The sequence below is a fragment of the Paenibacillus sp. FSL R7-0128 genome (assembly GCF_038002245.1).
GTDB lineage: Bacteria > Bacillota > Bacilli > Paenibacillales > Paenibacillaceae > Paenibacillus_AQ > Paenibacillus_AQ silagei.
On record NZ_JBBOCD010000001.1, the window covers coordinates 3,985,792 to 3,999,916 of the forward strand.

8 protein-coding genes, 1 pseudogene and 1 riboswitch are annotated in these 14,125 nt (G+C 45.8%); of the genes and pseudogenes, 8 read left to right on the forward strand and 1 reads right to left on the reverse strand.

From position 1 onward, the window contains the following. Window positions 1-110: 110 nt before the first annotated feature. Window positions 111-274, reverse strand: a riboswitch (cyclic di-AMP (ydaO/yuaA leader). Window positions 275-911: 637 nt separating this feature from the next. From arsC to NST26_RS16430, 3 genes are all read left to right on the forward strand, one after another. Beyond that, window positions 912-1,331 carry an arsenate reductase (thioredoxin) gene (gene arsC / locus NST26_RS16420; protein ID WP_076075075.1) on the forward strand — a complete coding sequence of 140 codons (420 nt, stop codon included), beginning with the start codon at window positions 912-914 and terminating at the stop codon, window positions 1,329-1,331. Window positions 1,332-1,798: 467 nt separating this feature from the next. Next, a complete protein-coding gene (locus NST26_RS16425; protein WP_340979474.1) occupies window positions 1,799-3,775 on the forward strand; it encodes a sigma-70 family RNA polymerase sigma factor in 1,977 nt (658 codons plus the stop codon). Window positions 3,776-4,081: 306 nt separating this feature from the next. Next, the gene (locus NST26_RS16430) at window positions 4,082-9,433 is read left to right on the forward strand and encodes a sugar-binding protein (RefSeq protein WP_340979475.1); all 5,352 of its coding nucleotides are present in this window, start codon (window positions 4,082-4,084) and stop codon (window positions 9,431-9,433) included. 136 nt (window positions 9,434-9,569) lie between these two features. Here the strand turns inward: NST26_RS16430 and NST26_RS16435 are convergent, their stop codons facing one another. Then, window positions 9,570-10,424, reverse strand: coding sequence for an alpha/beta fold hydrolase (locus tag NST26_RS16435; RefSeq protein WP_339225190.1), 855 nt, complete (start codon window positions 10,422-10,424; stop codon window positions 9,570-9,572). 123 nt (window positions 10,425-10,547) lie between these two features. On the opposite strand from NST26_RS16435, the gene NST26_RS16440 reads away from it, so the two are divergent. From NST26_RS16440 to NST26_RS16455, 5 genes and pseudogenes are all read left to right on the forward strand, one after another. After that, window positions 10,548-11,438 (forward strand): LysR family transcriptional regulator, encoded by an 891-nt coding sequence (locus NST26_RS16440; RefSeq protein WP_340979476.1) that lies wholly within the window; start codon window positions 10,548-10,550, stop codon window positions 11,436-11,438. 111 nt (window positions 11,439-11,549) lie between these two features. Further along, window positions 11,550-11,762 carry a hypothetical protein gene (locus tag NST26_RS16445; RefSeq protein WP_339225192.1) on the forward strand — a complete coding sequence of 71 codons (213 nt, stop codon included), beginning with the start codon at window positions 11,550-11,552 and terminating at the stop codon, window positions 11,760-11,762. A gap of 512 nt (window positions 11,763-12,274) precedes the next feature. Continuing rightward, on the forward strand, window positions 12,275-13,138 hold the full coding sequence (locus tag NST26_RS16450) for a hypothetical protein (protein WP_339225193.1): 864 nt from the start codon (window positions 12,275-12,277) through the stop codon (window positions 13,136-13,138). A gap of 68 nt (window positions 13,139-13,206) precedes the next feature. Beyond that, a pseudogene (locus tag NST26_RS34050) lies at window positions 13,207-13,470 on the forward strand (GNAT family N-acetyltransferase); the annotation flags it as partial. A 33-nt stretch (window positions 13,471-13,503) separates the two neighbouring features. After that, a complete protein-coding gene (locus tag NST26_RS16455) occupies window positions 13,504-13,992 on the forward strand; it encodes an NUDIX hydrolase (RefSeq protein ID WP_340979477.1) in 489 nt (162 codons plus the stop codon). The last annotated feature ends 133 nt before the right edge of the window (window positions 13,993-14,125 follow it).

Sequence of the window (14,125 nt, forward strand, 5' to 3'; positions counted from 1 at the left end):
TTCTCACATACAGCAGCATGCTCAAGCCAAACGGAATATTTGGTTTTCTGTACGATGGATAAGTGTAATGGAAAGGTTTTGCGGGATCGCAGCAAAAAAGCATGGTTAATGCAGGCTCTCTCCAGTGCTTACGAGGTTAGCTGACGGATTCGGACGGTGAGAGTCGTCCTACCAGTGAAGAGTTCAATCTTCTTTGGATTCACCCCATTTCGGCTGGTCACAGCCATTTGGTTCCCCCGCTTCCCGCCTGACGGGAATTCAGCATTTGTTAAAAGGAATCTTACGCTGAGCATCACTGTTTGTAAAATGCTGAAAGTTCTCTAGGAGACTAAATAAGACTCTATAGGATATAAAAATGAAGAAAATCCCTTGTAATCTAGCATTCATCCCCGATTTTCTGAAGTTATCGCGTATTTATTAACTTTTTAATGCAACCTAAATGGGGCTAAATGAATCTTAATGCTTCTTTAATCATGATTATAAAAAAGAGAATCGGAGAGATTGAGACTGGTTGCAGAGAAACTAAGAGGTTTATTGTCTGCCTTTACAGGTGAACATGTGCGAGAGCCCGATTAATTATTTGCTTGTATGGAGTGCCGCCATTATGAATCCAATATTGGAATGGATTGAGAATAAATGTTCTGGTATAATCAACTGAGAACATCAGTTCTGTTATCAAATGCCATTTGCCGTAAGTTGCATGGCAAGAAACATCGGATTGGGATAAGATCCTCAAGAGTGCAAAATGGACGCCTATATAAAGCTTTATGGGAGCAAATGCTAGGGGCGTTGTGCTTACCGATACTTGGACATACTAACACTTTGAACTTGTAGGTTTACCTTTTATTCCGAGAAAAAATGAGTTTATATATAATATTGACCTTATTTAAAATCAAAGGAGAATGCGACTCATGGATAAGAAAACCATTTACTTTTTGTGTACAGGAAACTCCTGCCGGAGTCAGATGGCCGAAGGCTGGGCCAAGAAATATTTGAGCAATGAATGGAATGTGTATAGTGCAGGCATTGAGGCTCATGGGTTGAATCCGAAAGCCGTTCAAGCGATGAGTGAAGTAGGTATAGATATCTCAGGTCAAACATCAGATATTATTGATCCGCAGCTGCTGAACAGCTCTGATCTCGTCATTACTTTATGTGGAGATGCAGCAGATAAGTGTCCCATTACCCCGCCTCAGGTGAAACGTGAGCATTGGGGATTCGACGATCCGGCAAAAGCGCAAGGAACAGATGAAGAGAAGTGGGCAGTCTTCCAGCAGGTTCGTGATCAAGTGGGAGAGCGCATCAAACAATTTGCTGAAACGGGTGAATAGTCACGATAGTGGAGTAACTGCTGCTAATGAGACAGGAGAGAAACTATAATGGTAAATTATCATGAACTGATTGAAGGTAAAGTATAATAGATCTTTTTTGCTAAAACCCCAAATTAAACCCGACCTTTATTACTAGGTCGGTTTTTTGGGTGCGCCTGGCATGGATGATAACTTGGCGGTGAAACGAGCTTGCCACATAAAGCGAAGTTCAATACTGCCCGAATCCCAGCATGTATATGTGGTGGTCTAACAAAGGACTGTGTGTTCTCCAATATCCGTACCGGGCTGGAAGAACTGCTTCAGTTGATGAAGGAGCTTCAGCAGGAACACGCCAAGAGTGACTCCTCTTTGGCACCCATGCTTGCCGCATGCGGGTGGTCCCTTGATCGGTCAGTTCCAGAATAATGTTACATTAATTAAATCCAAACCCCCAAGTTAGCTGTCTATATAACAGGAGGTGAACGACAATGATCGATGCACAGCAACAAATCAACGCCGCACAAAACGGAGATCACGATGCCTTCGTTTCTCTTATAAAGGATCGGACGGATAAGCTGCACCGAGTGGCCCGCCATTATGTACGGGAGTCCAAAGATGCGGAGGATATCGTTCAGGATGCCCTGGTTAAGGCTTATGAGTCACTGCATACGCTGCAGCAAGCCGAAGCGTTTGAGAGCTGGCTTACCAGAATTGTGGTGAACCGGGCACTCAATCACTTGAAGAAATCCAAGCGTGTTCACCTGAGCGAAGACCCGCAAACGCAAGAGCCATTGGTCGTTAATGATATCGATCAAACCCTGGATCTGGAGCGTGCATTGGCCAGTCTGAATCCGAAGCTGCGTCAGCTCCTGTTCTTAAAATATAAGAAGGACCTGACCCAGCAGCAAATCGCCCATCTCCTGGACATGCCATTAGGTACTGTAAAAACACAATTACGGAAGGGGCTGGAGCATTTGCGCAACGAAATGGCTCAAGATTTTCCCGAACGAGACCTGGATACATTACGCCTGCAGTTAAGACAACAGGCAGAGCACCAGTTTGCCGTTTCACCGGATTATGATCTGATCGTCAATGATTATCAAGAGAACACCATGAGGGGAACAGGGAAGGGAGAAGCGGGATTCTTATGGGTTAAAACGGGGAGTGATGACGCCGTTTCTGCTACGCTCTCCAGGGACGGCAACTTGCTAGACTATGCCATTTCCTGGGCCTCATTGGACAACGGGACACGGCTATCTGAGGATGAGCTCAAACAGCAGGCAGAGCAATTCCTGGAAGATCATTATCCCGGCGCACTGCGTAATTTTCCGTATTGTGAGATGGAGTGGATGGAAGGGATGTTTGGGTACACACGACAGCAGAAGGCGATGGGGCTGCCGCTTCCTGAGACGGGATGCCTCATTATGGTTCACCCCAGCGGTCGCGTGGTCGGATTTAGGTACTACGGAACCGTTCCAGGGCCAGCACTCCCAACCATGATCACACCAGAAGAGGAACAGTTGGCGTGTATGAAGGAGAATTTTTTGCTACATGTGGAATATTGCGTATTGGACAAAGCCGTGTACACGGATGGTGACGATCAGGTCCATCTTGTTTACGCCCCCCGAAGTAGAGGACTAATCTATACTGCATCATCACAGGAGGAAGTTCCGACAGACTATAGGGCAGAAGCTGTCCCTTCTGACCCAAGAACTCTGGACGAGTGGCCAGGTGAGTTCCCGCCCGCACGAAGCCTAGAAGAGTGGATTGGCGTAGACAAGGAACAATTTCAGTTAGTACAAGACGACAATATTGGCTCGAACACCAAGTTGATGGTGTGGAAGCAACAGAATGAAGAGCGTCCAGCCAAGAATGACCGGTCTTGGAAGGCCTATTGGGCTGATCAGATGGAGGGAGCGGTTAAGGCGCGAGTAGACAGCCAAACCGGACAACTGATTGACTTTGTTTCGCATGTTAAGCCAGATCAACTAGCTCCATTAACCTGGGATCGAGACGCATGTATAGAAGTAGCTATGGACTATGTCCGAGGACTAGCAGCCGAAATGTTGCCGTATCTCAAGCTTCTAACTGAAGAGACCGACGACGAAGATCGTTTGGAAATCATTCGCTTTGGTGTATATGTTCAAGACGTATCTGTCAGGGATGAATGCTATCAACTAGCTGTTGACCGCTCTAATGGGAGGGTCAAAAGTTTGATGTCCCCCTCCATAAGGCCAGAACAGTTAAAGAAGCTGGAGACCGTGCCTTCATTTGATTCCCAGACAGCCATCCTCCGATGGACGGCACAGGCCAAGCTGCGTCTGCAATGGGAACGGATGCACAATGCTAGGGCGGAAGAGGCCCCGTACGAACTAGTGTATCGGATGATTGGTAGCGAGTACGAGCGGACGCCCGAAGTGCTTGATGCGCATACGGGGAAATTATACGAAAATACTTTTTACTGACGAACAAAAACATCTTTTGTCAGTGGACAAGAAAATAGCACTATTAGAACCCGCGCCCAGCGTGGGTTTTCTGTTTTAAGGGATCAAGTTCTTGTCCTTTTCTCAGGACAAGAACTATAACAACACTGTAGATTGATATTTGAATAAACTGTGAAATTCTGCATAGGGTGAAATAATAACAAATTTATGGAGGAGAAAATATGAAAGCGCTATTATATTCGCTGCGATGAAGTAAGCTGTTGAAGCCTTGGTGTTTACGATATGGGTAAGCCGTGGGTGCACGGATCGAAAAAAGGAGGATTTTCAATGATATCAAAACGATTTGGCAAAATGCTCGTGTTCCTATGTTGCTTGCTAATGGTGGCGTCACTAATGCCTGCCAGCTTTGCCGCCGCCACTGACAACAACGAATATACAGAAGCACTTAATAGCGACAGCAGTTCTACAGATCTTACAAGCTTGCAGACAAATGAAACGCCTACCGCCATTTTTGGCACTCCCGAACTCGGGGCAAACGACCCGCTGTGGGCCCTGACAATGGAGCATCTCATCAACAAAAGCGCTGTGCCCGGCGACCCCAGGCCCCATTCCACAGGTACAGCCAGGATCCTTTGGGACCAAGATTACCTGTATGCCCGTGTAGTCGTGGAGGACAGCAATCTATATCAGGGACCCGGCAATGATTATCAGTACGACGGCCTGGAGTTTTATGCCGGCGCTGGAACCCAAGGCGCGAATCAATGGCGTATCAGCGCGACGGGCGTGTTTTCAGGGCAAAACGCTCCGGGCAGAGCTGCGTGGACTGAGATCACGGACACAGGATATATCGTGGAGATGAGAATACCTAAAAGAACCTTGAACTTGCAGGCAGGCCCTTTTACCTTTGAAGTATATATCAATAACTCGTCGGAAAAGGGCGGTGACCGCTATGAAGTCGTTTCCTGTTTCGGAATTCCGGATGCGGCTTACAACAATGCTGCCTCTTATACAAACAGCCTGAATCTCATTGAAGCCAATGAAGCGGACGAGAGATTCTCAATCACCGCTACGGCGGAATCGGGCGGCCGAATAACTCCGAACGCACCCGGCAATGTTCTGAGAATAGCCAGCGGCTCAGACACAACCTTTACGGTTACCCCCGATTATGGCAAAACTGTAGACACCGTAAAGGTAGACGGAGAGGACGCAGCTCTATCCGATGACGGCACTTATACCTTCTCAAATGTTGTCGCTAACCATACCCTTCAAGTGACTTTCAAAAATGATTCGGCCGCGGAGTTGCTCCCCTTTATTGTATGGAATGACAACTTCGCCCGTGGCGAGTACACGACGGCTGTTATCATTGACTTAGGCGGAGGGAAGTCGGCGGAAAGCTCCAAGCTTAATCCGGACTTGTTTACCGTCTCGGCCAGGAACACGACCCTGAACGGCGACTCGGTAACCTTTGAAGGGACGCGCAAGATCACTAGGGTATACGCCAATGACGAACCGAAGGTACGCGGCTATCTGGGGACGGTAAGCCGTTCACCGGATTATCAGGAGGGACTGGAACGCGGCCGTTACATCGTAGTTGAGTTTGAGTTCTATTCAGAGAGCGGCGGCAATATAACACTGGATGGCAACATGAACTCAACAAAACAGGTTTACAGCGTCGTCCAAAACGGCGAGATCCCACTGACAGAAGGGGATCCGCTTAACTACGCGGTTTTTGAACAGGAAAAAGTTGTGAATCCGATCCTTGATCAATTTACAGCACCTACGGGCAATTCGGTCAATCGCGCGCTCTACCTTCACAAGGATGGAAACGGTGAAGTGTCGCGGGGCTTGCCGCTGTATGTCTATACCCACGGCAGGGGACGCGGCGGCACAAGCGCTGCGACTGACCCAAAAGCGGCGATGAAATCCGCGAACGGCTCGGTCGCTCTGATGAAGAAAATGGAAAAGTCCCCCGAGAAATACGCCAGCCATATCCTGAATATTTCCTATAATGGCACGAGTACTCCCTCCACAGCCAATGTTAAGAAGGTTATAGATGACCTGGTTGCCAGCGGTGCAGTAGACCCTAACCGTATTTACGCGGCGGGCTTCTCATGGGGCGGTCAGTATACGAACAGCTTAATTAACGCTTATCCCGGCTTCTTCGCGTCCGCCGCACCTATGTCTCCGGTAAGCGGCTCACCGAACGCGAACGCCAACTACGTTCACACCAACCTGGCCTATTGGATGTTTATCAATGAGTATAACGTTGGAGTATACCAGACTAACCTCGCTAACTTCATAAACACCAATATGCCAAAAATGATCAACGCGAAAGCTTCGCGCTTTGAGAGCAATGAGGCTCTTGTATGGCCTTACAATCAATTTGATCAGCCGAATCAGAAACCGAATCCGAACCATTCACCTGCCCTGAGTGATTCGGTGGCGCATGAAGTTGAAGCGGCTGTTCTTTACAATGACATAACGATGGGGACTTGGAGCATAGCGCCAACAGCGCAGTCCTCTAACTTGCCGGCTTGGAACAATGATTACACTGACGTCTTTGATTGGATGTTCGCGCAGACCACAGCAAACCATCGGCCTGTTGCCGGATACGGTTCACCTGTACTCAGCACAAACGACAAACTGTGGGAACAAGCTGCGGAGTTTGACATCAACAACAGTAGCGCACCCGACCAGAAGATAGGCCCCAAGGCCACCGGCAAAGCCAAAGTATTTTGGGACGAAGACTTTCTGTATGCACGCGTTGTGGTTACAGACCCGAATGTCTGCGTCGGTCACACGCCTGGCACTGAGTACATGACCGACAGCGTGGAATTTTATGTCGGTGACGGAAGAAGTGGCTCAAACCAGTGGCGTATTGGCGCAAGCGGTATTTTCTCCGGTCAAGCCGCTGCGGGCCGCGACGGTTCGGTTAAACGAACTGACACCGGGTATATCGCAGAAGTGAAGATACCTAGAAGAACCATTGAATTCACGAGCAATTCCCCGATTACGTTTGATGTGTACATCAATAACTCAACTGGTGCAGGGAATGACCGTTATGAGGTTGTATCCGGTTTAGGCCAACCCGACGCGGGTTATGGCAGTTCTGACAGTTTCAAGAATAGCTTGCTGCTGCTTGGGAGCTCCACGGTAACCAGACACCCCGTTAACGCCACGGCAGGATTAAACGGCACCATCTCGCCATCCGGCTTGATTCGGGTAGCTGACGGCGGAAGCCAATCCTTTACATTCACTCCGATCGGCGGTTATGTCGTGGATATTGTAACTGTAAATGGAGAGTCTGTAGAGATTGCAAACAATACCTATACCTTGAATAACGTGAACACCGATGACAAGGTAATCCATGTTACATTCAAACCCGATCCGGCCGCAACGTTACTTAACTTTATCGTATACAACGATAACTTTGCCACCGGAGAATTTACCACAGCCGTTATCATCGATCTGGGTGCGGGAAATGAAGCTGTGGGTGCCGACCTTAGTTCAAACCTGTTTACAGTCTCGGCGAGGAATACTCTGCTGAACGGTAACCTGGCATATCAAGGCACACGCACCGTCAATAGAGTATACGTCAATGACGAACCTAGACCCAGAGGGTATAAGGGTGTGAACCAGAACTCCCCTAATTATCAAGCTGGACTTACTAAAGGCCGCTACATCGTTGTAGAATTGGAATTTTGGACATTAACCGGCGGACAGTCCACTTTGGAAGCATCCAAATCCACCGTCCAGAATTACAACATTGTATCTAGTGGCGATATCAAGCTTGATGGCAAGGCTGCCATTGTTAAGTCGTCTTTCGCACAGTCAGGTACCGTTAATGAAATCATCGACAAATTTGAAGTTGGTCCCAAAATTGACAACGCGGAAGCGATGCAGTATGGACTTTATATTCATAAGGACGGTAACGGCGTTCCGGTAAAAGGGCTTCCCCTTTACATCTATGCTCACGGTTCTACCCGCGGCGGTACACAGGACGGGGATACCTTTGCGCCCATCAGGTCCGCCAACGGAGCCACCGCGCTTATGAAAAAAATGGAGAAGAACGCTAAATACGCTAGTCATATAATCGCTCTGCGGGCTCAAAACAACGTTCAGGCAACACCCGCTACCTTAAAGGCTTATATCGATGATCTGGTAAGTAAGGGACTTGTTGACCCCAACCGTATTTACATGGCAGGCTTCTCTATGGGATCCGCTTATACGAATACTTTCTTGACGACATATCCCGATTTGCTCGCTGCCGCGGCGCCTATGTCTTATCCACCATCAATCAACGCGAAACAAGCCGAAACTCTTAAAAACTTTGCATACTGGTCATTCGTTAACACAACTGATTCTTCAACAATAAAAACAGGGGCGGAAACTTATATAGCGAATATAATGCCCCTATTGGAAAATGCTAGGCACACGTTCATCGACAGAAATGAAATATTCGTTTGGCCTTATGACCAATGGACAAAGGCGGAAGCACCTGTTAATGGAACCAATTGGATTCCTTCCGGCCATGAGATGGAAGCTTCAGTTCTGTGGAACAATATTTCAGGGTACACGGATACTTTGTCCAATGTAGGTTCCAACAAGGAGTGGAGCCTTAAACCTACTGCGCAGTCCTCTAAGTTTCCAACTTGGAACAACGACTACACTGACGTCTTTGATTGGATGTTCGCGCAGAGAAAAACGAGCGTACCCGGTGCTTCTGGTGGCAATACCGGCAATACCAGCAGTTCGGGCAATACGGGCAATACCAGCACCAGCAATACGGGCAATACCAGCACCGGGACAGTCACTGGATCGTTGAAGCCGACCTACACAGTGAACACACCGAAGGATAAGCCCGCGGTCACGGACAAGAACGGCAACACCACCCTGCCCGGCGGCGGCGAGATTGCGACCAAGGGCGGGACGAAGATTAAGGTACCCGAAGGCACGACTATAGACTCAAAAGGTAAGGTGACCCTTCCGGCGGGCAAGAGCGCCGAAGTGACACTACACGGCGGCGCGAGTGCCGGCTTAGACAAAGGCATGTCGCTGAACATCCATGAGGGTACGGAATTTGTATTCGATGACGACACCCCGCTGGGCTTCCTCGTGGTGTCTGGCAATCCTTTCAGGGATGTCAACATGGACGACTGGTTCTACAGCTACGTAAACTCCGCCTACACATACGGTCTTTTCAACGGCACGACGTCCACGACGTTCTCACCGGGCACCTCAATGACGCGTGCGATGTACGTGCAGGTACTGGCCAATCTTGAGAACGTCAACCGCTCCGGCTACACGAATTCCCGTTTTAGTGACGTGACGGATGGGCAGTGGTACACGGCGGCAGTCGAGTGGGCGGCCGAAAGTGGCATCGTCAACGCTATAAACGCAGACCTGTTTGAACCCAATTCACCGATTACACGCGAGCAGATGCTGGTGATGCTGTACAATTACATGAAGTACAAGGGCTATGAGATACCTGAAAGTCAATCTAAGTCCTTCGCGGACGAGAGTCAGATCAGCTCATGGGCGTTGAAGGCCGTTCAGGCACAGCAGGGCATCGGAATTGTATCAGGCAAGCCGGACAACTTCTTTGCCCCCCAAGCCAATGCCACCCGCGCTGAAGTAGCTACTATTTTTATAAAGTTCATCGAATATCTCGCTAAGTAAAAGCGTAAACAGAAACATGCGGACCCTTTCGGCTGGGCAAGATCCAGCCGGAAGGGTCTCTTTTCAGCAATCCTGATTTCTGGAATCTGCTCCGCAGCACCATGAAATCACTTTCACAGTTCATTGGGAGATTGTATTAATCATTTTTTAAGAATTGTTTAATAAGCTCACTGATCTCTTTAGCATGTGTTTCGAGAGCAAAATGCCCTGTATCAAGTAAATGGACTTCCGCAGATGGAATATCACGCTTATAAGCTTCAGCTCCTGCAGGGAGGAAGGCAGGATCATTTTTACCCCATACGGCTAAAAGTTTAGGTTGATACCTACGGAAATAGGCCTGAAAATCAGGATAACGATCCACATTTGTTCTATAATCAAGAATCAAGTCCAGTTGGATTTCCTCAGCCTCGGGGCGCAACATGTAAAAAATATCCAGGGAATAACCGTCTGGTGAAACAAGGCTAGCATCAGCTCCATGTAGATACTGGAAGTTGCGAATGCTCTCGGGGGTCAAGGAATCGCGACATGCTTCACGATTATCAGGTGTCGGAGAGTGCCAATAAGTCTCCCAGGATCCCCATGCATCACTAAATCCCTCAGTATAAGCGTTGCCATTCTGACTAATAATTGCTTGAATTCTTTCCGGGTGAGCCACTGCCAAACGATACCCAACAGGTGCACCGTAATCAAACACATAAAGTACATACTGTTTGAGAGCTAATGCTTCAGTAAAACCATCAATAACTTGGAACAGGCTATCGAATGTGAATTTAAATTGACTGCGCGGTGGGGTTGTAGTATGACCGAATCCAGGGAGATCAGGGGCAATGACACGGTATTGTTCTGCCAGTTTGGGAATTAGGTCGCGAAACATATGACTTGAAGATGGAAAACCGTGTAATAATAAAATAACTTGACCGTCCTTAGGACCAGCTTCACGATAAAAAACTTCAATATCTCCAACCTTTTGCTGATGGTAACTAATCTTCATTCTTACATCTCCTTAGTGTAATTGGCTTTGAACTAAGGTTATCGTATAATAAAACCATGTATTTGACTAACGAATAAATTGAATGTCTACTATTTCAATTTGGAATATAAAAGGGTGATCGATATGATAGATTTATTAGAAGGTCGTTTTTTTCTGGCCTTTATTGCTTTGCTTGAAGAAAAAAGTTTCAGTCGAGCTGCGGTTCGTTTAGGTTATGTTCAGTCCACAGTAACAACTCATATTCAACAGTTGGAAAAAATTAGCGGACAAAAATTGTTTCATCGATATCCACGAGGGATAGAACTTACAGAAGCGGGAAAGGTATTTTCAAAATATGCTTATCAGTATGTTCACTTAAGTCAATCCCTTAAAGAAAGTATGAACGAACTGGATCAGCCATGCGGAACAATACGTATTAGAACACAGGAATCTTTCTTTCTTACACGGATGCTTCCCTTTGTTCAGGAATACACAAGAAATTATCCAAACGTAAATTTGCGTATTGAACAAGGATCGTATCAAGATATCCTAAATGGTGTACTAGATTATGAGTTGGATTTTGGGATTGTTCCTCAAGATCCGAATCGCCAAGATATTCTTTTTTATCCAATTATGGAGGAGACGATTGTTTTTGCTGCATCTGAGGATATAGCTCGGAAAGTGAGAAATGCGGGATTTCAGATTCTAAATGACCAACTTTTTATCAGTAACGGCACATCTTGTTTGTATCATACGTCTGCTGTAGGTGTTTTAAAAAATGCTGGTATTATGGTTAAAGATGCGTTAGAGCTACCAAGTCTTGAGATGATAAAACAATATGTAAGCTGTGGAAAAGGTTTTGCCTTACTCCCTGAAATAGCTATCAACAACGAACTAAAGACGGGTACACTAAAGATCCTTCCGTTTAATTCCAAAATGAGTTTTTCGCATGGTCTAATTGGTCATAAAAATCGTGAGCTTAGTTTTACTGCAAAAAGTTTTCAATCTGAACTCCAGCGTTTTTTATGGGTATAGGGGTTAGTGAACATTCTGTCTAAAATTCGGTAGCTTTTTAAGCTATTATGAATATAAAGTGAGTAACTATTATGTTCAATTGTTAAACTAAAATCCGATGCGGATAAGGGCGTGGGGAAAAAAGAGAGCAATGGAGTTTACATCGGCAAGTACGGATACCTGAATCTGGAAGACAAGGCGAATGCCATTCAATCATTTGATAAAGCTACGGCTGGTCTACGCAAATATATGATGTTGGTGCCGACGGCCGCTAGCGTGCTTGAGGATAAATGGCCGCCTTATGCTTCCGGTGGTGATGAGATGGACCCCTGCAACCTTATATAATTTCAGCAAAGCGTACCGAGAAGAAGGGATATAGGGACTACAAATCGGACATCCTCCAGGTCGACATCGTCTGTTAACTGCAGAACAAGAGCTACAAGTCTATGAAGTTATAACGAATCAAACGCCCGAAGATCAGGGATTTCCAGCTCAGATGAACTGGACCTCTCCACTCGTTCGAAAATGGATCGAACACAAGTGGGACGTTCGGTATTCCGATCGGGTAACATGAGACCTGTTGTACCGTTTAAACCTTAGCTTTACGAAGCCAACTTACACACTGGCTAAAGCTGACCCGCAGAAACAAGATAGTAATAATTTTTTTTTAATGTAAGTCCCCTGAAAGAACGGCTTAATATCATTCAAAATAAAAATATTACTACAACTCAGCCTCCTAAGCTGTATAATATTGGAGGAAAGTAAATTGCTGCTTTTGCTGCCCGCAAACTATTCGTGATATGATCTGGCAAAGATGGTAAGTGCTTTACTATTAATTAAGCGGGGACAAGATTATTATGAAACGAAAGAGTTTGATTTATTCGTTATTACTAGCAATTATAGTATCAATTGTATCAGGGAGTGGTAGTATCCACGCGGCTGCGCGGAACATCAACGATATTGCGAAAGTGACCAAACCTACTGAGATTAAAGTTGGAGAGTGGAAGTCCTACGAAATAGCCATCACTGACTGGACCGATGCAGATGTTACAAACTATGACTTCACTCCAACCTCTTCCGATGAGAATATAATCAAGGTAGTCCGAAAAACACAATGGGTTACTGAACTTCATGCAATGAATAAAGGGGCGGCTACCTTAACAGTTAATATCGGAGAAAAGTTTGAACCTTATGTATTCACTGTTCAAGTAGTAGGTGAGTATACAGTCATTCCTGAACCAACTCCTGAACCAACAAAGTCGGTTGTTGTAAAGGAACTTACCCCAGCAGAAATTCAAGTAAAAATCATGGCACAGGACCTTTCAGATTTTACTGATCAGTTACATCTCATAAATAACTATGAAAAGAAAGCCATAACTACAATTAATCAATATAATAAAATCGTAAACAATTCAACAAGAAAATCTATCTTCCTGGCTTTAAACAATACTGTAGTGCCCAACTATACTAAATATGTATCCGGGTTAAAAAACATTAAACCCAATAAAAATAATGCAGAGTTGAAAGAAATATACAACTACCATCTGGCAGGGGCAAAACTCCAGCTGGAAGCGTTCATTTTAATGCGGGACAGCATGAAGACGACCAAAATAAATTTCACCAAATATAATGCGGGTGAAAAGAAGGGCGCAGAAGGCATAAAGCTATTAAATAAGGTGGAGGCGCTGCTTGATAAGTATACAAAAAAATACTTCGAATGAATTGAATATAAAAGAGCCCTTAAAGTAATTTGAGGGTTCTTTTTTAACTTCACGAGGACGCAGGGTATGTTCATCGGTTATGCGTCTCACGCAAACGGAAGGGAGAAGGAATTGGCCGTGAACTCATTCGCTACGCGGAGAGTTATGTTCGGGCCATTGGAAACAGCCGGCTTCGTCTCGACTGTATGGCCGACAACCCAAGACTGAATTCATACTACGTAAATCTAGGATACGTGTTGCAGGGTCGCTTTGACGCGGGCTCCTGGAGCGCGCACTTGTATGAGAGGGAGATCACCGCAAAAGCAGGAAGGTACAGGAATGAAGTGGAATAAATATACAACTTTATCTTATTTGGAGGTTGTAAAATGACGTTCCCGACACATATTGTATCTGCAGGCGGATTTGTAGAAGATGGAAATGGAAATATCCTTTTAGTAAAAGCCCATGATGATGGTTGGGTGTATCCTGGTGGGATAACCGAAGTTGGAGAAAATTTGGTTGATGGCGTTATTCGTGAAATCAAAGAGGAAAGTGGAATAGACGCCACCGTTAGCCATTTAATTAGTATAGTTTCGAATACAGCAATCCATAAGTGGTATGACGGTGTGTCTGATGTCCCAACGAAGGTCATGTTCGATTTCGTGTGTAAAGCTGTGGGAGGAGAATTAACTACTTCTAATGAAACGAGCAATTGCAGATGGGTTCCAAAGGAACATGTTCTGGATTTGATTACTTTACCTGGGATCCGCATGCGCTATGAAGCGTATTTAAATTTTAACGGCTCTGTGAACTATATGGAGTATGTCACTGCGTCAACGACAGATTTTAATGTCAAGCTTCAAAGGAGTGTTTAGTTGTACAGATCAATAAACAAGATACTTAATAAATTCGAATGTTTAAGTAAAATTTAATGGAATAAAAGGGTCTATATTGGACTACCGTTAGAATAGCGTCTTAGTGCACGCGGGAAACGTTAGTTCAACGACA

Coding starts and splice junctions, on each gene's coding strand:
- arsC (WP_076075075.1), top strand. CDS start 912: ATGGATAAGAAAACCATTTACTTTTTGTGTACAGGAAACTCCTGCCGG.
- NST26_RS16425 (WP_340979474.1), top strand. CDS start 1,799: ATGATCGATGCACAGCAACAAATCAACGCCGCACAAAACGGAGATCAC.
- NST26_RS16430 (WP_340979475.1), top strand. CDS start 4,082: ATGATATCAAAACGATTTGGCAAAATGCTCGTGTTCCTATGTTGCTTG.
- NST26_RS16435 (WP_339225190.1), bottom strand. CDS start 10,424: ATGAAGATTAGTTACCATCAGCAAAAGGTTGGAGATATTGAAGTTTTT.
- NST26_RS16440 (WP_340979476.1), top strand. CDS start 10,548: ATGATAGATTTATTAGAAGGTCGTTTTTTTCTGGCCTTTATTGCTTTG.
- NST26_RS16450 (WP_339225193.1), top strand. CDS start 12,275: ATGAAACGAAAGAGTTTGATTTATTCGTTATTACTAGCAATTATAGTA.
- NST26_RS16455 (WP_340979477.1), top strand. CDS start 13,504: ATGACGTTCCCGACACATATTGTATCTGCAGGCGGATTTGTAGAAGAT.